Annotated in this window: 15 protein-coding genes; 6 read left to right on the top strand and 9 right to left on the bottom strand. The window is 57.7% G+C overall.

Features of this window, described 5'->3' with window-relative positions; all coding sequences use genetic code 11:
• Nucleotides 1-925: sensor protein KdpD (locus BQ5353_RS06505; protein ID WP_407657160.1), on the bottom strand; the 925-nt coding region annotated here is incomplete at its 3' end.
• Nucleotides 926-1,794: 869 nt separating this feature from the next.
• Between BQ5353_RS06505 and ppdK the strand changes: the two genes are divergently transcribed.
• Complete coding sequence (ppdK, locus tag BQ5353_RS06500; protein ID WP_071427521.1) at nt 1,795-4,428, top strand: pyruvate, phosphate dikinase; 2,634 nt, start codon at nt 1,795-1,797, stop codon at nt 4,426-4,428.
• Nucleotides 4,429-4,503: 75 nt separating this feature from the next.
• Here ppdK and BQ5353_RS06495 read toward each other — a convergent pair whose 3' ends face one another.
• Nucleotides 4,504-4,761 (bottom strand): hypothetical protein, encoded by a 258-nt coding sequence (locus BQ5353_RS06495; protein WP_071427520.1) that lies wholly within the window; start codon nt 4,759-4,761, stop codon nt 4,504-4,506.
• Nucleotides 4,762-5,506: 745 nt separating this feature from the next.
• Between BQ5353_RS06495 and BQ5353_RS12410 the strand changes: the two genes are divergently transcribed.
• The 5 genes from BQ5353_RS12410 to BQ5353_RS06470 all read left to right on the top strand — a co-directional run bounded on the left by BQ5353_RS12410 (nt 5,507) and on the right by BQ5353_RS06470 (nt 9,868).
• Complete coding sequence (locus BQ5353_RS12410; RefSeq protein ID WP_321164288.1) at nt 5,507-5,686, top strand: TraY domain-containing protein; 180 nt, start codon at nt 5,507-5,509, stop codon at nt 5,684-5,686.
• Between the two features lie 168 nt (nt 5,687-5,854).
• The gene (locus BQ5353_RS06485) at nt 5,855-7,291 is read left to right on the top strand and encodes an efflux RND transporter periplasmic adaptor subunit (RefSeq protein WP_071427519.1); all 1,437 of its coding nucleotides are present in this window, start codon (nt 5,855-5,857) and stop codon (nt 7,289-7,291) included.
• Complete coding sequence (locus BQ5353_RS06480; protein ID WP_071427518.1) at nt 7,288-8,595, top strand: ABC transporter permease; 1,308 nt, start codon at nt 7,288-7,290, stop codon at nt 8,593-8,595. The genes BQ5353_RS06485 and BQ5353_RS06480 overlap by 4 nt, the downstream gene beginning before the upstream one ends.
• A 16-nt stretch (nt 8,596-8,611) precedes the next feature.
• Nucleotides 8,612-9,184 (top strand): hypothetical protein, encoded by a 573-nt coding sequence (locus tag BQ5353_RS06475; protein ID WP_071427517.1) that lies wholly within the window; start codon nt 8,612-8,614, stop codon nt 9,182-9,184.
• Nucleotides 9,185-9,193: 9 nt separating this feature from the next.
• Nucleotides 9,194-9,868 (top strand): ABC transporter ATP-binding protein, encoded by a 675-nt coding sequence (locus BQ5353_RS06470; RefSeq protein WP_054331890.1) that lies wholly within the window; start codon nt 9,194-9,196, stop codon nt 9,866-9,868.
• Between the two features lie 90 nt (nt 9,869-9,958).
• Here the strand turns inward: BQ5353_RS06470 and BQ5353_RS06465 are convergent, their stop codons facing one another.
• From BQ5353_RS06465 to BQ5353_RS06435, 7 genes are all read right to left on the bottom strand, one after another.
• On the bottom strand, nt 9,959-10,195 hold the full coding sequence (locus BQ5353_RS06465; RefSeq protein ID WP_054331891.1) for a hypothetical protein: 237 nt from the start codon (nt 10,193-10,195) through the stop codon (nt 9,959-9,961).
• A 28-nt stretch (nt 10,196-10,223) separates the two neighbouring features.
• On the bottom strand, nt 10,224-11,552 hold the full coding sequence (locus tag BQ5353_RS06460) for a DnaJ domain-containing protein (RefSeq protein WP_054331892.1): 1,329 nt from the start codon (nt 11,550-11,552) through the stop codon (nt 10,224-10,226).
• Entirely contained in the window at nt 11,531-13,291 is a 1,761-nt protein-coding gene (locus BQ5353_RS06455; RefSeq protein ID WP_071427516.1) for a molecular chaperone HscC, read from the bottom strand. Before BQ5353_RS06455 ends, BQ5353_RS06460 begins: the two co-directional genes overlap by 22 nt.
• Nucleotides 13,292-13,668: 377 nt before the next feature.
• A complete protein-coding gene (locus tag BQ5353_RS06450; protein ID WP_071427515.1) occupies nt 13,669-14,667 on the bottom strand; it encodes a GGGtGRT protein in 999 nt (332 codons plus the stop codon).
• An 18-nt stretch (nt 14,668-14,685) separates the two neighbouring features.
• The gene (locus BQ5353_RS06445; protein ID WP_071427514.1) at nt 14,686-15,378 is read right to left on the bottom strand and encodes an iron-sulfur cluster assembly scaffold protein; all 693 of its coding nucleotides are present in this window, start codon (nt 15,376-15,378) and stop codon (nt 14,686-14,688) included.
• 242 nt (nt 15,379-15,620) lie between these two features.
• A complete protein-coding gene (locus BQ5353_RS06440) occupies nt 15,621-17,264 on the bottom strand; it encodes a peptide ABC transporter substrate-binding protein (RefSeq protein WP_071427513.1) in 1,644 nt (547 codons plus the stop codon).
• Nucleotides 17,265-17,459: 195 nt separating this feature from the next.
• Entirely contained in the window at nt 17,460-18,428 is a 969-nt protein-coding gene (locus BQ5353_RS06435) for an ABC transporter ATP-binding protein (RefSeq protein WP_054331896.1), read from the bottom strand.
• Nucleotides 18,429-18,500 lie beyond the last annotated feature (72 nt).

Genomic DNA, 18,500 nt, shown 5'->3' with positions numbered 1-18,500 from the left:
GGGTCCGCCTGCCGCCAGAACGGCCAATGACCACCTTGGTGACCCCGCCGGCCTTGGCGTATTCTGAAATTTGGAGGGCTAGGTCGTCCCCATAAACAGTGGCGATCTGGGCCCCGGAATCCTCCGCCAAGCGGATGTTCTCCCGAAGCTGGCCCAGGCTTTTTTCATCCATGTCCTGGGCGGTGGGAGACTCCACATACAAAGCGGTAAATTCACTGTGAAAGGCATCGGCCATCCGGGCCGCGGTGCGGATCACCTTGGCGTTGGAGGGGGCGCCGGAGAGGCAGATCAAAATATGTTCCCCACCGTAGGGAACCTTCCCCCGGCCGGAGGAGCGGCGGCTGAGCCGGTCGGCGGCGCGGCGCAAGGCCATCTGCCGCAAGGCGTCCAGTTGGGCAACCGGTGGCGCTCCCCACGGGGGAAAGCGGTCCGCCAAGGTCTGGGGCTCCGGGTCGATGAGCTCCACCCGGTCTGCCCGGTCAAACATCCGGTCGGGGAGGCGGTATTCCGCAGGCTTTCCGGTGACCGACTGGACAAGATCCGAAAGGCTTTCTATCTCACCCACATTGGCGGTAGTGTAGACGTCAATCCCCGCCTTGAGCAGTTCCTCCACATCCTGGTACCGGCGGCGGTGCCGGCTTCCCTGGTTGGGGTGGGCAAGATCGTCCAGCGCCAGCAGCTGAGGCTTTCGGCGCAGGGCGGCATCCAGGTCGAACTCCCCTGGGTGTATTGGGGGGATCTGCTCCAGCCCCTCCAGCAAGGCCAGGGTTTTAGCTGGGGATTTGGGGTCTACCATTCCCACAACACCGTCCACACCCCGGAGACACTCCTCCCGAAGTGCCTGGAGCATGGCGCTGGTTTTTCCTGCGCCGTCGGCATAACTAAAATATAGGGTCAAGCGGCCATTGGCTGTTTTGGGTCCCATGGCAGACGCTCCTTTCACGGTTAAAATTCCCAGCGGGTTCCCGTACAAAGGACGGACACCGGTGGGAGAGGGGATAGGCTGCGCTGGCAGACCCTCTCGCAGGGAGAGTTCCTGCAATTGTATCATGAAAATCTGTAGGACGGGGAGAGCCCGGCCCCGAGAAGGTTCCTTCCCCAATGATCATTTCTACGGGCGCTCCGCCACAGGGCCCGCGCCAATGATCGCCTCGCGACCATTGTAACACATTTCCCGCCGGCAGGGCACCTTCCCGAGAAAAAAGTGAAAAACCAATAGGGGGTATTGGTTTTTCTTATGGCTTTCATCAATACAGTTCAATTTCTATGGGATTTTATTATTTAAAACGCCGAAATGTAGTACTCGTGAATATCACATCACAACTATATAAAATTTGTGCAATATTACCACTAAATCTCCTCTTGTGTCCTTCAGTGAAAAACAAATTTCATGCGCTAAACCGCAAAATCGATCACTCTCCAAAAACAGAATACTGCCAAAAATATTTTAACTTAAAAAACAAAATTCATCTTTCATTTATAAAAAATTTGCATTTTAACAGCTTTTATAGGTCATTTTCCATCCGGGTTACGTCTTTTCATTTCCCGCAAAGGCGGACGAAAATTGGCGAATTTGTCTTTCGCTTTTCTACTGCTGTGTAAAACCTCTGTAAAAAAGATATGGCATTTCTTGGGGGGCTTTGGTATAATATGAAGCAAAGGAAACGGACAACACCACCCTGCTTTTGGCAAGATGGGGCCGCCCTCCGACGTGGGTGGGGACGGAGTAGGGATCGAACGAAACCTTAGCGCAAGACGCTTACACAAAACATGAAAGTGAAAAGGTGATTAGTGATGAGTGCAAAATACGTTTACCTGTTTTCCGAAGGCAACGGCAAAATGCGGGAACTGCTGGGCGGCAAAGGCGCCAACTTGGCGGAGATGACCAACCTGGGCATGCCTGTTCCCCAGGGCTTTACCGTTACCACCGAGGCCTGCACCCGCTATTATGAGGATGGCAAGACCATTGCCCCCGAAATTGAAGCGGAGATCTTTACATACCTCAAAACCTTGGAGGAGATGACCGGCAAAACCTTTGGCTCCAAGGAAAACCCCCTCATGGTGTCGGTCCGCTCCGGCGCCCGCGCTTCCATGCCCGGCATGATGGACACCATCCTCAACCTGGGCCTCAACGATGAAGTGGTGGAGGGCCTCTCTGCCCTGACCCAGAACGAGCGGTTCGCCTACGATTCCTACCGCCGGTTTATCCAAATGTATTCCGACGTGGTCTGCGAGCTTCCCAAATCCCACTTTGAGCGGATCATCGACGAGATGAAGGAAAAACGGGGCGTCCAGCACGACACCGAGCTGACTGCCGCCGATATGAAAGAGCTGGTCTCCCTCTTCAAAGCTGCTTACAAAGAGATGATGAAGGAAGACTTCCCCTCCGACCCCAGAGAGCAGCTGATGGGCGCCATCAAAGCGGTCTTCCGCTCCTGGGATAACCCTCGCGCCATCTACTACCGCCGGATGAACGACATCCCCTCCTCTTGGGGCACCGCAGTCAATGTCCAGTCCATGGCTTACGGCAATATGGGCGACACCTCCGGCACCGGCGTGGCTTTCACCCGCAACCCCGCCACCGGTGAGAAAAAACTGTACGGCGAATTCCTGATGAACGCCCAGGGCGAGGACGTGGTCGCCGGCATCCGCACCCCCCAGACCATCGACCAGCTGCGGGACGTCATGCCCGAGGTGTATGAACAGTTTGCCGCTATCGCGGAAAAACTGGAAAAACACTACCACGACATGCAGGACATGGAGTTCACCATCGAGCGGGGCAAGCTTTATATGCTCCAGACCCGGAACGGCAAGCGCACCGCCGCCGCCGCCCTGAAGATCGCCTGCGACCTGGTGGATGAAGGGATGATCACCAAGGAAGAGGCCGTCCTTATGGTAAACCCCAAATCCCTGGACGCCCTGCTCCATCCCCAGTTTGACCCCGCCGCCCTGAAAGCGGCTAAACCCATCGGCTCCGCTCTGCCCGCCTCTCCCGGCGCCGCCTGCGGCCGTGTGGCCTTCTCCGCTGCCGACGCGGTGAAGATGATCGAGGAGACCGGGGACCCTGTGGTTCTGGTCCGCCTGGAGACCTCCCCTGAGGACATTGAAGGCATGCATGTATCCCAGGGTATTCTGACTGCCCGGGGCGGCATGACCTCCCACGCGGCGGTGGTTGCTCGGGGCATGGGCACCTGCTGTGTGGCCGGCTGCGGCGACATTGTCATCCACGAGGATGAAAAGCTGTTCCAGCTGGGCGGCAAGACCATCCACGAGGGGGACTACATCTCCCTGGACGGCACCACCGGCAACATCTATGGCGAGGCCATCAAGACCGTTCCCGCCACCATCAGCGGCGACTTCGGCCGACTCATGGGCTGGGCGGATGAGATTCGCCAATTGGGCATCCACACCAATGCGGACACCCCCCAAGACGCCCAGCAGGCTCTGGACTTCGGCGCAGAGGGCATCGGTTTGACCCGTACCGAGCACATGTTCTTCGGCGCGGACCGCATCCGCCCCATGCGCAAGATGATCCTCTCCAAGACCGAGGAGCAGAGAAGAAAAGCCCTCGCGGAACTTCTCCCCATGCAGCGCGGTGACTTTGAAGGCATCTTCGAAGTGATGCACGGCCTGCCGGTCACCATCCGCCTGCTGGATCCCCCGCTGCACGAGTTCCTCCCCAAAGAGGAATCCGACATCGAGGAAATCGCCGGGGAGATGGGCCTCTCTGCGGTGGAGGTCAAAGACACCATCACCTCCCTGCACGAGTTCAACCCCATGATGGGCCACCGCGGCTGCCGCCTGGCTGTCTCCTACCCTGAGATCGCCGAGATGCAGACCCGCGCCATCCTGGAAGCGGCTATCAACGTCTCCAAGAAGCACCCCGGCTGGAAGATCGTCCCCGAGATCATGGTTCCTCTGGCCGGTGAGGTCAAAGAGCTTGCCTATGTGAAATCCATTATCGTGGATACTGCCAATAAATTGTTCGACGAAGTGGGCTCCAAGGTGGATTACCTGGTGGGCACCATGGTGGAGGTTCCCAGAGCGGCCCTCACCGCCGATGAGATTGCACAGGAGGCTGAGTTCTTCAGCTTCGGCACCAACGACCTGACCCAGATGTGCATGGGCTTCAGCCGCGATGACGCCGGCCGCTTCCTGGGCGTCTACTACGACAAAAAGCTGTATGAGCAGGATCCCTTTGCCCGCATCGACCAAAAAGGCGTGGGCAAACTGGTGGAGATGGGCGTCCAGCTGGGCCGCAAGACCCGCCCCGACATCCATCTGGGTATCTGCGGCGAGCACGGCGGCGACCCCAGCTCGGTGGAGTTCTTCCACAGAGTGGGCCTGGACTACGTCTCCTGCTCTCCCTTCCGGGTACCGGTGGCCCGCCTTGCTGCGGCACAGGCTGCCATCCGCTTCCCCCGTTAACCGTTCCAACTCGTTTCTTGCCATTCTATAAAAAGGGACTCCCTCATGGCCGCCGGGCTGTGGGGGAGTCCCTTTTTATTTCTTTTCCTCTTCCTTCTTCTTTTGAAAGTATTTGGCGGCGCTGAGCAAAGCAAGCATGGTGTAATCCCTTTTGGCAATGGCCTCCTCTTCAAACATTTTCATCTCTTCTTCCGACATCTCCTCCATTTCGCACATCTCCCTGACCTCATCCGGATGGGTAAGCACCCACCAAAGTGAGTATCGCGCCTCTTCTGGCAATTCCAAAAGCAACTCCTTGATCTGTTCCCATCTCTCTTTTAAATTGTTCTCCATTTCGTGTTCCTCCCAAACGCTTTTCTCTGATTCCATCTTGCAGTGGTTTTGCAGGGCGCCACCCCGCAGGTACGAGGGGCCCTCGTGCCGGCCTCTTGCACCCCCGGCACAGGGAGTATGCAGGGCGACCCCTGCAACCCTGGTTTCCTGGGGCTTCCAGCCCCCGCACCCCCGGCCAGGAGGGCTTTATCAAGATTCCATCTTGAAATTGGTTTGTGGGGGCACGCGCCCCCACACCCTGCTATGCAGGCGCTCCGCCCTGCACCCGGCCCCATTTTCTAGCGAAAGAAAATGGGGGAAAAGTTCGCCGGGGAGACCCCGGTCCCCCTACTTCGCCACAATGGGTACGCTCGGAAGATTTCCCTTAGAGGCTCTCCACGCCTCGAGCGGGAAATCTTTCCGCTAACGCGGATGCCCTCGCGGGGCTGCAAGAAGCCCACTTTTCAAAATACCCCCACCTAGGCAGAGGGGGATTTTTAAGGGGGGCCGAACTTCGACTGTGCCGCGAGTAGTTCGGCCCCCCTTAAATGCGCTTTTGGTCAAGGCTTTTTCGCACAAAAAGCCTTGCGCGGGGTGCAGGGGTGCGCAACGCCCTGCAAAACCGGGGGGTGCGAGCGCCCACAAACCAAGGTTCAGATAGAATCTTTTGTTTCACCACTTATTCACCATATTACCACCATTTTAGATTTGACGCAATAATGACGGTAAAATAGTTTATAAGAAACATTAAAGAGGTGCATGAATAGTGGATGAAATATTGAGATATACCCTGCGGGTAAATCGACAGCTTTTTAGAAAATTTCGCTACATTGCAGAATCTGAAGGTCGTTCTGCCAATAAGGAGATCGAACAGTTTATGAAACGATCTGTCCGGGATTTTGAAAAGGAACACGGTGAAATCGTATTGACCGACCAGGAAAACTAACACCCGAAGGGCCCCCTTCTATATAGGGAGGCCCTTCGGATTTTTTCACAAACAACTTCCCCCTTGTTCAGAGGGCAGTCACATTCCAGGAATATCCTTACAAGCATGATCAAACCCCAGAAACTTGAGAATTGCCCGTACCTGCCGGGCATTAGAGGAGGATTATCCATGGAAGAGAGGAAAAACTTCACGGGCCGGCAAAAATCCATTGTATTGGCTGCGGTGGCCCTGGCGCTTGCCGGCACAGTGGTGCTCACTGCGTTTTCCACCGGCAGCAACAAAACCGAGACCGTTTACAAGGAGACCACTGCGGAGCGGGGCACACTGACCGCCGGCATCAGCGAAACGGGCATCGCCTCCATCCAAGAGGTAAAGGTCAACTTTGACCAAACCGCCACCATTGAGGAGATTTATGTAGTCACCGGCCAAAAGGTGCAGAAAGGGGACCCCATCGCCAAAATCTCGGTGAGCAGCCTCCAGGAGGAGATGAACCAGAAGGAGATCGAACTGGTCACCGCCCAATTGGATCTGCAAAAGGCCCAAAACAACCTGACTACCGAAACCTTGCAGGCCCAGCTGGACCGGGAGACCAACCTGGGATACGCCACCAGCGCCCAGGAGGAATACGACCTAGAGGTGGCCCAGCTGGAGCTGGATTTGGAAACCGCCAGCCAGAACCTCTTAGACGCCAAGCAGAAGAGGAGCTATTACCAGAAAATTCTGGACGGCAAAGAGATCAACGAGGACAAATACAACAACTACAAAGAACTGACCGACGATGAATTGGAGGATATGATCGACGACCTGGACACCCAGATCGACACCCTGACCCTGAAATACCACCAGGCGGAAATCAATGCAGAGCAGGGCAAAAAGAAAGCGGAGCTGACCATGCGCCAAAACTTGATCAAGAGCGACACCGCCGACGCCCTGTATGAGAACACCATCGCCGAGTTGGAGGCCAAGGTGCAGACCGCCCAGTTCAAGGTGGAGGAGCTCCAGAGCGACATCGACGAAGCGGCCTCTTACCTGGCCGATGGCATTATCACCGCCACCAGTGACGGCACCGTCATGTCGGTGAATTATGCTGTGGGGGACAAGATCAAAAACACCGACTCCCTCACCAGTTCCCCCATTGCGGTCATCGGCAACACCGATGTGGTCTACGTCTCGGTCTCGGTGGATCAGGAGGACATCGGCAGCCTGGAAATCGGCGACCCTGCCCAGGTGGTCCTCAGCGCCTTTGAAGACACGTACTACGACGCCGTTATCTACTCCATTTCCACTTCGCCCGCTATGGGCGGCACCTCCACCGTCAGCTATGCTGTCACCGTCCAATTGCAGGGGGACACCAGCAGCATCTTCAACGGGATGAGTGCCACCGTCACCTTTGTATCTAAGCAGGTGGAGGATGTCATCTACGTCTCCAACCGGGCGGTCACGGTGGAGGACGGCAAATCCTACGTCAAGATCAAGGATGAAAACGGCGAGGCGGTGAAAACCGAGGTGACCACCGGATTCTCCGACGGCAGCAACGTGGAAATCCAGAGCGGGGTCAACGAAGGGGATATTGTGCTCATCGAAAGCAAGGTGAGCAGCAAATGATCCTGAAAGAGATTTTTAACCTGGTTTGGATCAACATCCTGGAAAACAAGCGGAAGGTCATGCTCACCTCCCTGGGCATCATCGTGGGAGCGGCCACCATTGTCCTGGTCATCGCCATCGGCCAAGGAAGCCAAAAGGATGTGGAAGATCAGTTCAAAAACCTCTCCGCTGGCGCTGTGGAGATCAGCTACTCCTCCTCGTCCACCGGCGGCCGCGGCGGCTTTGGCGGCGGCATGATGATGGGCGGAGGAGGCAACCGCGGAGGAGGAGGCTTCGGCGGGGGAGGCGGCATGCCTGGTGGAGGCGGCTTCGGCATGCAGACCAACATCCGCTCAGTGGAGCTGGACGAAGAGGACTTGGAGGACATCCTCCTCTTTGTGCCCGGCATCGCCTCCGGCACCATCAGCGCCACCGGCAGCGCGACGGTGATGGGCGGCGACCTGGAGGAATCCACCACCGCCACCGTGGCCGCCGTCAAACCAGAATTTGCCGATGTGAGCAACCTTTCCCTGGCCATCGGGGACTTTATCACCGAGGAAGACGATGAAAACGTCTCTAAGGTGGCAGTCATCGGCTACGACCTGGCGGTGGAGATTTTCGGCTCCCCTATGGAGGCTTTTGACAACACCATAGTCATCGACGACCGCAACTACACTGTGGCCGGCGTCCTCCAGGAGATGGGCTCCATGGCCTCCGGCGTCAGCCCAGACAGCGCGGTATTCATCCCTTACTCCACCGGCCTCAAATACGTGCTGGGGCGGGGTGTCCGCCCCACCATCACCGTGGTTGCGGAGGATGTAAATGACGTGGAGGAAATTGTGGCCAACGTGGGCACTGTCCTCAACCAGAGCTACCCCGGAGCCAGTTTCACCATCAGCGACGCAGGCAGCAAGATGGAGGCGGCCATCGCCTCCACCAAGACGATGACCCTGCTGCTGGTATCCATGGCCAGCATCGTTTTTGTGGTGGGGGGCATCGGCATTATGAACGTGCTGTTTGTCACTGTCAAGGAGCGCACCCGGGAAATCGGCATCCTAAAGGCCCTGGGCTGTTCCCGCAAGGACATCCTGCTGGAGTTTTTGGCCGAGGCCAACATGATCAGCGTCTTCGGCGGGGTAATCGGCGTCATCGTCAGCTTGTTGCTGATGCCGGTGCTGGAAAAGTTCGGTATCCGGGTGGAAAGCAGCGTCCTGGGCATCCTGCTGGCCTTGGTGTTTGCCATGGTCACTGGGACAGTCTTCGGTTTCTACCCGGCAAAACAAGCGGCCTCCCTCATCCCCATTGAGGCCCTCAGCGAAGAATAAAAGGAGGCAGTGCAAGATGAAACAGCGTTTTTGGGCCTTGGCCCTGGCTTTCTGCCTCCTCCTCTGCGGGTGCGGGGACACCAGCGCACCTTCCTCCTCGTCCTCCGGTGATACGGCGGCCAGCCGCACTGTCACCGGGAAGGTAAAGTCGGTGTCTGGCAACGAGCTGGAATTGGCCATCGGCACCTTGGGAAGCGGGCAGGGAAGCCCTTCCGGCGAAGAAGAGGAAGGGGACGATGGAGTACCTTCCCGAGGCGGAGATCATTCCTCCCGGCAGGGGGATACCCCGGGCGGCCGGCCCTCCGGCGGGGAGATGGAGATAGGTGGCGGGATGGGTGGGGAAATGCCCAGCGGCTTCCCCGGCGCCATGGGCGGCATGGCGGGTTCCGGCGGGGCTGTCTCCCCAGCCATCCAGCTGACTGGGGAGGTGGAAACCATCTCCATCCCAGTGGGCACTCCGGTGACTATGGCGGGCAGCACCACCACCCTGGATTTCTCCCAGATCGTCTACAAAAACGTGGTCACCATCACTTATGAGACCGGCAGCGATGGGACGGAATACATCGCATCGGTCACCATCCTATCCTAGGAGGCGCCCATGAAAGAGATCATCCACCTGGACAACATCGTTAAAAGTTACCGCATGGGGGAAAACGCCCTCACCGTCCTTAAGGGGATTTCCCTGACGGTGGAGGAGGGGGAATTCCTGGCCATCTTAGGGCCCTCTGGCTCGGGCAAATCCACCCTGATGAACATTGTGGGCTGTATGGACCACTTTGACAGCGGAACCTATCTCCTGGACGGCACCTCGGTGGGGGACTGCTCCGACGATGAATTGACCCACATCCGCAACCAAAAGATTGGATTTATCTTCCAGAAATACCAGCTGATCCCCCAGTACACAGTGCTGCAAAACGTGATGATGCCCCTCCTGGTGCGGGGGATGAGCAGCAGGCAGGCGGAAGAAGTCTGCCTGCCCACCATCGAGATGCTGGGCCTGACCGAGAGGCTCTCCCACAAACCCCGGGAGCTCTCCGGCGGGCAGCAGCAGCGGGTTGCCATCGCCCGGGCGCTGGTGGGCAAACCTAGCCTCCTCTTGGCCGACGAACCCACCGGCGCCCTGGATTCCTCCACCGGGCGGGAGGTGTTGGCACTGTTCCAGCGGCTCAACGACATGGGCAACACCATCCTGATGATCACCCACGACCTAAACGTGGCCAAACAGGCCCGGCAGGTGGTGCGGATTGTGGACGGCGAGCTCTTCTACGATTGATCCTGCCATACGAAAAAGGGAATGCCCCGTGGGGCATTCCCTTTTTCGTATCCATTTTTGTGTGGCGCTATCCATGGGGATCTCCCTGAATTAAACCAAAAAGGGGAGGGCTTCTTTGGCCCGTTCAAAGTCCTTTTGGTGGACAAACACTTCAAAGTGGGCGTTCACCGTCCGGCCCCTAGCTATCATAGCCGGCCGGCCGCCCCCACCGCTGTAGTAGACAGTTTTAAAAGGGATACCCGCCTCTTTTAACCGGGCTTCCACCCCGGCCACCCGTTCAAAGGGGTAGCCGGTGAACACGCTTCTGCGATTAAAAAAACAGATCATCCACCTGCCTCCTCTCCCAAAACGGGGGTTAGTGGTTCAAAATGCTCTCCAGCCGACCTAGCAGGATGGCGGACTTGGGGATTTTCGCCCCTTGGTAAGCCCTATAAGCGCCTTGGGCCATGGGGGAGCCCATCTCGCCGATGGACGCTTCCACCGTCAAAAACTCCAAGAACTCCTCATCCCACTGGAGGGTTTGGAAGTCTTTGGATGCGAAAAATGCCTCCACATCCTGGGCTGCGGCCTCTTCCTTTTGGCCGCACAGGGCCCGGAAAGCGAATTTTATACGGCGCATAGCCTCCTGCCGGGCCTGGTCCTTCCGCTTGGCGGTTTCGTCTAGGCGGCGCTTCAAAGCTTCATACAAAGGTTTGACCTTCTGCTTGGTGCTGGAACGCTCAAACCCTGAAAGCTCGAACTTCCGGTAAAACACCGGCCACACCTCCGCCGGCAGGCCGGGGTGGGTGTCCACAAAATAGGTGAGCAGCCGGTAGACACTGGGATGGCGGCGGGAACCGGTGTAGGCGCTGTTGGCCCCTTGGAGGGCTTTTTCCCAGCCGATGGGGGAGAACCCTTCCTGCCGGGCCTGGCGCAGCAGCCGGTGGTAGATCAAAAAGCATTCCACCCGGGGGACATATTCCCGTCTGCGCACCCCAAATAGGCCGGCGGGATCCCGACGGGTCGTCAGTTCATAAAGGCGCTGCAGTTCCCGCGGGGGCATACCGGTCTGGGCGTACTCCCCAAAGCCGTAGGCGATGTACAATTCCCGGTACAGATCGGTGGTCGGCGGCTGGGGGGAACGCTCCCGCTCCTCCAAAAAGTCCTCCAGGAAAGAGAGGAACAACGGGTCCATCTGGGCGTCCAAAAATTCCTTGGTGAGGAAGTATTCCTCCCACCACGTCTTGGTCCTTTCCTTGGATTCGGCGCCATACCAGGTGAGGAAAGCCCGGGCCGGGCCGGTTTCCCGATACCGCTGGGCCTCCTGCTGGCGCAGTTCATCCGCCCGGGCGAACACCGCCTCAAATTCCAAATCCCCTTCCTTTTTCTTAGCAGGGGAAAGAACAGCCTGCCGCGCCTGCCTGCCAAAGGGAGGCAGAGGGGGCAACGGCCTCTTGGTGGGCGGGGTATACTCCTCTTTATACACTGGCACCTGGAACTTGTTGTGCAGCCCTCGGGGCTTTTCCCCGGTGGATGCCGGCATTCGCTTGGCCCGGTCCATCGCCCACTGGTAGGCGGCATACAGCTCCTGAAACTCCTGGGGGTGTTCCTCTGGGTGGCATTCCCGGGAGCGCTGGGCATAGGCCCGGCGGATCTTCTGCTGGTCCCGGGTGGGGTCAATTCCTAAAACGGCCCATTGGTCCATCCGTCATCCTCCTCATCGTCCTCGGGGTCAAAATCAAAGGGAAGGCCCCCGTCTAAAAACTGCTGTTCCACCGCATCGAAAAAACGGGTGGATTCCTCCCGTGCCCGGCGGATCCGGGTAGGGGATTGGCTGTCCATCGCCTCCCGCAGGTAAGCTAGGCACCGGCCGGTCTGCTCCCGCACCGGGCCTAAAGACTCGGTGTAAATCCGCTCCCCCCGGGCCAGAACCAACCGGTTTTCCTCCTGGTCGGCGGGGTGGATCTTCAGCCGCTGCAGCTCCTTCAGCCGGGCGTCGATCTCCTCTTGGGAAAGATGGAGACGCTGGCCTACAATCACCTGCCGCTTTTTCTCCTTGGTGGACGGGCTTTGAACCTCCACCTCCAAAATGCCGTTGATATCATATGTAAACCGCACCAATACCTGTTCTTCCCCCTTGGGCTTAGGGGGGACTTCCACTTCCAGTTCCCCCAACTTCAGGTTTTCCCGGGCAAAGTAGGCTTCCCCTTGGTACACCGAGATGGTAATCCGTTTTTGGTTGTCGGAAAGGGTGTAGAAGGGGTGCTCCACGCTGACTGGCAGCACGCTGTTGCGCTCGATCATGGGCGCGATGTGGGAAAGCTTCTCCTTCTCATGGGAATAGACCTCCACCCCAAGGGTAAAGGGGCAGACATCGGTCATCATAATGTCCTTGAGTTCCTCTCCCCGGGCCTTGATACCGGCATAGGCCCCCACCCCTTGGGCGACCACCGTATCCGGCGAGCCCAGCCGGGCGATCTCCCGGCCCAGCAGGTGGGCGATATAACTCTGCACCACCGGCATATGGCAGGAGCCCCCCACCAGGAGGACCTTGTCGATCTCCCCGACGGTGTGCCCCCCATCGGTGAGGGCGCGGGCGATGACCCGCTCCATCCTCTGGAAAAACGGGGCGGAAATCTCCAGCAGCAGCTTGTTGTTTAAAAGCAGGGGATTGGGGAATTTAGGGGAGTCCTGCATCATAGCCGCCTGGCCCCGGTGGGTGAGGATCTCCTTGCAGAGCTGGGCCTGTTTGAGGAGGATCGCCTGCTCGGTGGGGGAGAGCTGCGCCAACTCCTGGCCGTTGATCTTGCAGAAGTGCCGGGCGATGGCCTCGTCAAAATCATTGCCCCCCAGCCGGTTGTCCCCGGCCACGGCGGCGATCTCAATCACCGTGTCAAAACAGTCCACCACCGAGACATCCAGGGTGCCGCCGCCAAAGTCAAACACCAAAAAACTCTGGTCCTTGCCAGTGTCCTGAAACCGGCAGGCGAGAGCCGCCGCCGAGGGCTCGTTGACCAGCCGCTCGGTGTGCAGGCCCGCCAATTGGGCCGCCAATTTGGTGGCGCTGCGCTGGTTGTCGTTAAAATAGGCGGGTACGCTGATCACCGCCTCGGTGACCGGCTCCCCCAGGTAGGCTTCCGCATCCTCTTTCAGGCGGCGCAGCACAAAGGAGGAGAGCTCCTCCGGGGAAAAGGCCTGTTCCCCCAGCTGGAGCTTTGCCGTGGTACCCATCAGCCTCTTAAAGGCGGTGACGCTGCATTCCGGGTGGGAGATCAGCCGCTCCTTGGCCACCTTGCCCACTAAAATAGTCCCGTCCTCATCCAAACTGACCGCACTGGGGGTCAATAGATCCCCAAAGGCGTTGGGGATAAGCACGCTTTTTCCATCCTTCCACACGGCGGCTAAGCTGTTGGTGGTGCCCAGGTCAATGCCGATCATTGCCATATTCATTCATCTCCGTTTCTCATCGGGCCAATGGCGCCCAAATTCGAGGGTTCTCTGGGGAAGGGGTGCCCCGCTTTCCCCCTGGGGCTTTGGCGGTGCGCGCAGCCAACTGGTCTTGATCGCCCCGGTTCCCTGCGGCTACTGTTATACGGGTTTGGAGGCGTCCAATTGGACCCACTTCACAGCTTCCACGGCAGGGCAGCTCAGGCCCTGGCAAAGCTGGTCTATTCCAATTATCGCATCGCGATTATTATAACACAATCCCATCCAGTTGGAAATGGAAGAACCCAGCAAAAGGGGCATAATGGGAATAAAGCCTAACAAGGCGCAGCCACTTTTGGTGGCTGCGCCTTGTCCTGTTCCTATTGTTTTTAAATCTACCGCAGGCCCTCGGCCACCGCCACCGCACAAGCGACAGTCGCGCCGACCATGGGGTTGTTGCCCATGCCGATCAGGCCCATCATTTCCACGTGGGCGGGGACGGAGGAGGAGCCGGCAAACTGGGCATCGCTGTGCATCCGGCCCATGGAGTCGGTCAAGCCATAGGAGGCAGGGCCGGCGGCCACGTTGTCCGGGTGGAGGGTGCGGCCGGTGCCGCCGCCCGAAGCCACCGAGAAGTATTTGACCCCGTTCTCCTGGGCCCATTTCTTATAAGTACCTGCCACCAGGTGCTGGAACCGGGTGGGGTTGGTGGAGTTGCCGGTGATTGATACATCCACCTTTTCCATCTTCATAATGGAAACCCCTTCCAGAACGTCATTGGCGCCGTAGCAGCGGACCGCCGCCCGGTCCCCATCGGAGAATGCTTTCTCCCGGACTATCTTCAGCTCGCCGGTTGCAAAGTCGTAATCGGTCTCTACATAGGTGAAGCCGTTGATCCGACTGATGATGTAAGCCGCATCTTTACCCAGGCCGTTGAGGATGACACGGAGGGGTTCTTTGCGGGCTTTGTTGGCAGTGCGGGCGATGCCGATGGCCCCCTCCGCCGCGGCGAAGGACTCGTGCCCTGCCAGGAAGCAGAAGCATTTGGTCTCATCCCGCAGGAGCATGGCCCCCAGGTTGCCGTGGCCCAGGCCCACCTGGCGCTGTTCTGCCACCGAGCCGGGGATGCAGAATGCCTGCAATCCAATGCCGATGGCCTCGGCGGCTTTGTCCGCGGCGGCGGCGCCCTTCTTTATAGCGATGGCCGCCCCCAGGGTGTAGGCCCACACCGCGTTCTCAAAGGCGATGGGCTGTACCCCTTTGACGATGGATTCCACATCCACCCCTTTTTGGAGGCAGATTTCCCGTGCCTCCTCCAGGGAGGAGATGCCGTATTCCTTCAAACAAGCCTCAATGCGGGGCATTCTTCTTTCTTGGCCTTCAAACTGTGCCATAGTGCTTCCTCCTCTCCTTTATTCCTCACGGGGGTCGATGTATTTGGGGGCGTTCTCATACCGGCCGTAGGTGCCCAGATTCTTTTCAAATGCGGTTTGGGCATCCACTCCCCGGCGGATGTCCTCCAGCATCTTGCCCACTTTTACAAATTTATAGCCGATGGCCTCGTTGTTCTCATCCAGCGCCACCGAGAGGATATACCCTTCGGCCAGTTCCAGATACCGAACCCCTTTGTAGCCGGTGGAGAACACGGTGCCCACCTGGCTGCGCAGGCCCTTGCCCAGGTCCTCCAAAGAGGCGCCGATGGGCAGTCCCCCTTCCGAGAAGGCAGTCTGGCTGCGGCCGTAAACCAGTTGTTTAAAAATTTCCCGCATGGCCACATTGATGGCGTCGCACACCAGGTCGGTGTTCAGCGCCTCCAAAAGGGTCTTGCCGGGGAGGATCTCCCCTGCCATGGCGGCGGAATGGGTCATGCCGGAACAGCCCAGGGTTTCCACCAGTGCCTCCTCAATGATGCCGTCCTTGACGTTGAGGGTCAGCTTGCAGGCGCCCTGCTGGGGTGCACACCAGCCGATGCCGTGGGATAAGCCGGAGATATCGCTGATTTGATAGGCTTTTACCCAGCGGCCCTCCTCCGGGATGGGAGCCGGACCGTGGTTGGCCCCTTTGGCGATGGGGCACATCCGTTCAACTTCATGGGAATAATTCATAGGAAAGCTCCTTTCAGGCAGCGCGCTGCCCAAATAATCTGTGTCACCGCCGTGTTAAGCAAGGGACCCCCTGCTACAGGCTTATGGTTCTGCTCCTTTTATTATACTGTGGTTTGTCCGGTAAGGCAATGAAAATCCGCCCAAAGATTTCCTGGCAAGCTGTCCTTTTGTCAGGGAAGCCGCACAGCCGCCAGGCGCAAAAATCCCCTGCCCAGGGGGGCAGGGGATTGGCGATTTTTCAGTTATGCTGTGATCTCCGCACCAGTGAAGGTCAGCCGTCCGCCAGGGTTGGCCCAGACGCCTTTGACGTTTGTCTGCACCAGTTTGACCGGCTCCTGGACAAACAGGGGAATCAGGTAACACTGCTCCTCCAGCATGTAGGTCTCAATGTCGTGGAGCTTGTTCAGGTACTCGGTGTGGTCTACTGTGTTATAAGCATCGTCGATCATCTCATCCAATTTGGGATCGTCCACTGCGGCTACTGCCTGTTCACTGCTCTTCCAGATCTTAAAGTAGGCCAGAGGGTCACTGGAGTTAGAAAAGCCATACCGGGACAGCTCAAAATCACCGTAGTCTACATAGTCGTAAAAGACGCCCATTTCCACTGCCTGAAGCTTCAGGTCCACACCCACTGCTGCCCACTGCTGCTGCAGCATCTGGGCTACATCGCCGTGAAGCTGGCTGCTGGAGTACAGGTAGGTCAGCTGGAGGGGATTGCTTTCATTGTACCCAGCTTCTTCCAGCAGGCGTTTGGATTCCTCTGGGTTGTATGCCAGATAATCGTTTTTCTCTGTGCGGAAGTCACCGTTCAAGCCGGGGAATCCATAGGGTACATAGCCGTTCAAGGGGGTGATGAAATCACCGCCGTTGAGGACGGTAACCATGGCATCCCGGTTGGTGGCCAGGGCCAGAGCCTTGCGTACACGGGCATCTTTCAAAGCCTCAGGGCCTTTTTCGCCGCTGTTAATGGCCACAAAGTAGGGGCAGGTGTAGTATTCCAGCTTCAGGAAATTATCCTGGAAAGCACTGTTGGTGGCAGTATCCGAGGGGACACCCAACGCTATGCCGATCTGACCGGATTTAAAGGCCGCCAGCTGGGCGTTCTCATCGGTCATCACCAGGAACTGGAGCTTTTCCAGCTTGACCTCATCGGCTTTGTAATAGCTGGGGTTTTTTACAAAAGTGGCCTGCTCGTTCTCGTTGACCGATTCCAGCTGGAAAGCGCCCACAGTGGGGTAACCGGGCTGGAGGGACCAGGTGCTTTCATGCTCCTTGGCAAAGTCGGGGCGAAGGGGCATAAACACACCGGCCTCGGTGACGGACAGGAAGTAGGGGCAGGGAGTAGAAAGCTCAATAACCAAAGTTTTGTCATCGGGGGCATAGACGCCTACATTGTCCATCTGTGCTACATCCAGCATGGACTCGTTGGCTGCGGCTGCACCTTTGACAAAGTTGGTCAGGTTGGATGCGTTAAAGGTGTTGTCGGGGCCGTAGCCGATGGCCCGCTTGATGCCGTAGACAAAATCGTTGGCGGTCAACGGCTGTCCATCGCTCCACTTCACCCCGTCAATAAGGGTAAAGGTATAGGTCAGGCCATCGTCACTGATGGTATACTCCTTGCACAGGTCGTTGACCAACTCGCCCTTTTCATTTTTATAAAAGAGGGTTGGGTTGGCGGCAAAAATAGGATGGTTCAGGTGGGTAGTGGAGTTGAGGGCGGGGTCCAGGGTAAAAATCTGGGAAGCGACAGCCACCGTCAATTCCTGAGCCGGAGCCTCTCCAGAAGCGCTGGAACTGCTTTCTCCATCTCCGGAGGAACAGCCGCTGAGAACCGGCGTAAGGGCCAAGACACCTGCCAACAGCAGGGCTATCCATTTCTTTTTCATAATACACCTCCAAAGAATATACAGTAATCTCAAATAATAATACAATAATAAGCCTGATTTTTTGGATTGTCAAGGGTTTTATGAATAAATATTAGTATATGCCTGTATTATTTGCATATCCACCCCATTTTTCTTTCAGGTAGGAATCGACATGTAAAAAAATTCCCTGCCCGCTGGCAGGGAATTTTTCTATCCTTATTTGTAGAGGAAGCAGGCAACCTGGCGGCCGTCCACATCCCGCAGCTGGGGCGTCTCTTTGGCGCAGCGTTCGCAGGCATGAGGGCAGCGGGTGCGGAAGGCGCAACCGCTGGGCAGGTTGAGGGGGCTGGGCAGTTCGCCGGAGATCTCCACCGGCTTCTTGGCCCGCTCCACCTTGGGATCGGGAATGGGGATGGATTGAAGCAATGCCTGGGTGTAGGGGTGTTTGGGGTTGTGGTACAGCTCGTCGCTGTCCCCCAGCTCCACCAGGCTGCCCAGGTACATAACCCCGATGCGGTGGGAAATGTGTTTCACCGCCCCCAGGTCGTGGGCGATAAACAGGTAGGAGATCCCGGTATCCTCCTGGATTTTTTGCAGCAGGTTGATGATCTGGGCCTGGATGGAGACGTCCAAAGCCGAGATGGGCTCGTCGCAGATGATGAATTTCGGATTCAAGGCCAAGGCGCGGGAGATGCAGATCCGCTGGCGTTGGCCGCCGGAGAATTCATGGGGGTACCGCCGGATGTGGTCCGGCTTGAGGCCCACCGTTTCGAGCAACTGGCAGACCTTTTCATCCCTCTCCTTGGTGGAGCCGTAAAGGCCGTGGATCTCCATGGGTTCCCGAATGATCTCCCCCACCGTCATGCGGGAGTTCAGGGAGGCGTAGGGGTCCTGGAAGATCATCTGCACATCCCGGCGGAAGTCCTTCAACTCCTTGCCCTTCAATGAGGTGATGTCCTTGCCTTCAAAGTAGATCTTGCCGCCGGTGGGCTGGTTGATCTTAACGATGGTCCGGCCCAGGGTGGATTTGCCGCAACCGGATTCCCCCACCAGGCCCAAAGTTTCGTGGTGGCCGATGGAGAAGGAGACGTCGTTGACCGCCTTGACCACCGGGTGTTTGCCGAAGCGGCCGCCGGTGGCAAAATAGGTTTTTAGATGTTCCACCTGCAAAATGGGCTCGCTCATTTCAAAACCTCCTTCTTAGCCTCCAGCCAGCAGCTGCAGCTGTGGGTGGGCGACAGGGTGGATACCGGCGGG

The sequence above is a fragment of the Merdimmobilis hominis genome (assembly GCF_900104615.1).
Classification (GTDB): Bacteria; Bacillota; Clostridia; order Oscillospirales; family Ruminococcaceae; genus Merdimmobilis; species Merdimmobilis hominis.
The sequence above is the reverse complement of the archived record's forward strand: the minus strand, read 5'-3'. Positions and strand labels throughout refer to the sequence as shown.

Coding starts and splice junctions, on each gene's coding strand:
- BQ5353_RS06450 (WP_071427515.1), bottom strand. CDS start 14,667: ATGGCACAGTTTGAAGGCCAAGAAAGAAGAATGCCCCGCATTGAGGCT.
- BQ5353_RS06445 (WP_071427514.1), bottom strand. CDS start 15,378: ATGAATTATTCCCATGAAGTTGAACGGATGTGCCCCATCGCCAAAGGG.
- BQ5353_RS06460 (WP_054331892.1), bottom strand. CDS start 11,552: ATGGACCAATGGGCCGTTTTAGGAATTGACCCCACCCGGGACCAGCAG.
- ppdK (WP_071427521.1), top strand. CDS start 1,795: ATGAGTGCAAAATACGTTTACCTGTTTTCCGAAGGCAACGGCAAAATG.
- BQ5353_RS06495 (WP_071427520.1), bottom strand. CDS start 4,761: ATGGAGAACAATTTAAAAGAGAGATGGGAACAGATCAAGGAGTTGCTT.
- BQ5353_RS06475 (WP_071427517.1), top strand. CDS start 8,612: ATGAAACAGCGTTTTTGGGCCTTGGCCCTGGCTTTCTGCCTCCTCCTC.
- BQ5353_RS06465 (WP_054331891.1), bottom strand. CDS start 10,195: ATGATCTGTTTTTTTAATCGCAGAAGCGTGTTCACCGGCTACCCCTTT.
- BQ5353_RS06440 (WP_071427513.1), bottom strand. CDS start 17,264: ATGAAAAAGAAATGGATAGCCCTGCTGTTGGCAGGTGTCTTGGCCCTT.
- BQ5353_RS06485 (WP_071427519.1), top strand. CDS start 5,855: ATGGAAGAGAGGAAAAACTTCACGGGCCGGCAAAAATCCATTGTATTG.
- BQ5353_RS06480 (WP_071427518.1), top strand. CDS start 7,288: ATGATCCTGAAAGAGATTTTTAACCTGGTTTGGATCAACATCCTGGAA.
- BQ5353_RS06435 (WP_054331896.1), bottom strand. CDS start 18,428: ATGAGCGAGCCCATTTTGCAGGTGGAACATCTAAAAACCTATTTTGCC.
- BQ5353_RS06470 (WP_054331890.1), top strand. CDS start 9,194: ATGAAAGAGATCATCCACCTGGACAACATCGTTAAAAGTTACCGCATG.
- BQ5353_RS06455 (WP_071427516.1), bottom strand. CDS start 13,291: ATGGCAATGATCGGCATTGACCTGGGCACCACCAACAGCTTAGCCGCC.